Source organism: Virgibacillus oceani (assembly GCF_041521345.1).
Lineage (GTDB): Bacteria > Bacillota > Bacilli > Bacillales > Amphibacillaceae > Virgibacillus_N > Virgibacillus_N oceani_A.
In genome coordinates this window covers 1-1,054 of record NZ_JBGOHB010000074.1, presented here as the reverse complement: position 1 = coordinate 1,054, position 1,054 = coordinate 1, and the positions used below count along the sequence as shown (strand labels likewise).

8 tRNA genes and 1 rRNA gene are annotated in these 1,054 nt (G+C 49.8%); all 9 read right to left on the bottom strand.

Features of this window, described 5'->3' with window-relative positions:
• Positions 1-74: transfer RNA gene (locus ACDX78_RS23220), tRNA-Pro, on the bottom strand.
• Between the two features lie 4 nt (positions 75-78).
• A tRNA-Arg gene (locus ACDX78_RS23215) sits at positions 79-155 on the bottom strand.
• A 3-nt stretch (positions 156-158) separates the two neighbouring features.
• Positions 159-247, bottom strand: a tRNA-Leu gene (locus ACDX78_RS23210).
• Positions 248-253: 6 nt separating this feature from the next.
• Positions 254-328 (bottom strand) — tRNA-Gly (locus tag ACDX78_RS23205).
• A 19-nt stretch (positions 329-347) separates the two neighbouring features.
• Positions 348-429 (bottom strand) — tRNA-Leu (locus tag ACDX78_RS23200).
• A gap of 12 nt (positions 430-441) precedes the next feature.
• A tRNA-Lys gene (locus tag ACDX78_RS23195) sits at positions 442-517 on the bottom strand.
• A 208-nt stretch (positions 518-725) separates the two neighbouring features.
• A tRNA-Thr gene (locus tag ACDX78_RS23190) sits at positions 726-801 on the bottom strand.
• Between the two features lie 3 nt (positions 802-804).
• Positions 805-880 (bottom strand) — tRNA-Val (locus ACDX78_RS23185).
• A gap of 47 nt (positions 881-927) precedes the next feature.
• Positions 928-1,043: ribosomal RNA gene (gene rrf, locus ACDX78_RS23180) — 5S ribosomal RNA — on the bottom strand.
• Between the last annotated feature and the right edge of the window lie 11 nt (positions 1,044-1,054).

Below are 1,054 nucleotides of genomic sequence, written 5' to 3'. Positions count from 1 at the left end.
TCGGGAAGACAGGATTTGAACCTGCGACCCCATGGTCCCAAACCATGTGCTCTACCAAGCTGAGCTACTTCCCGATTATGGCGCGCCCGAGAGGAGTCGAACCCCTAACCTCTTGATCCGTAGTCAAACGCTCTATCCAATTGAGCTACGGGCGCATATGGTGCCGAGGGCCGGACTTGAACCGGCACGGTAGTCACCTACCGCAGGATTTTAAGTCCTGTGCGTCTGCCAATTCCGCCACCCCGGCTTGGCTTGGAGCGGAAGACGGGATTCGAACCCGCGACCCCCACCTTGGCAAGGTGGTGTTCTACCACTGAACTACTTCCGCTTAAATAGCATAGATTAAATGCGGGTGGAGGGAGTTGAACCCCCACGTCCGAAGACACTAGATCCTAAGTCTAGCGCGTCTGCCAATTCCGCCACACCCGCATATTAAAAAAATGGTGAGCCATGGAGGATTCGAACCTCCGACCCTCTGATTAAAAGTCAGATGCTCTACCGACTGAGCTAATGGCTCTTGTATGAAGTTTTTCTCTGTATAAAAGTAATATCCTTATAACTGATTTCTGCATCTACTAGCCTACTCAAGTAAGTTCAGTACTTTGGAGCTACTCGCAACTTGTTCGGTAAAATCATTGCTAGTTGCTTTATCGACTAAGCTAATAGTTCGAAACATTTTGTTATAATAATTTCAACTTTAAATATGTTGCAACCTGAATATACAATGGTGCCGGCCAGAGGACTTGAACCCCCAACCTACTGATTACAAGTCAGTTGCTCTACCAATTGAGCTAGGCCGGCACATGGTGGAGGATGCAGGGCTCGAACCTGCGACCCCTTGCTTGTAAGGCAAGTGCTCTCCCAGCTGAGCTAATCCTCCGATACGATCTTTAGCCATTCCAGCAAAGATCGGTTTATTTTCTTATCGCCTGGCGGCGTCCTACTCTTGCAGGGGCAAGGCCCCAACTACCATCGGCGCTGGAGAGCTTAACTTCTGTGTTCGGCATGGGAACAGGTGTGACCTCTCCGCTATTGCTACCAGACAAGGAATGTC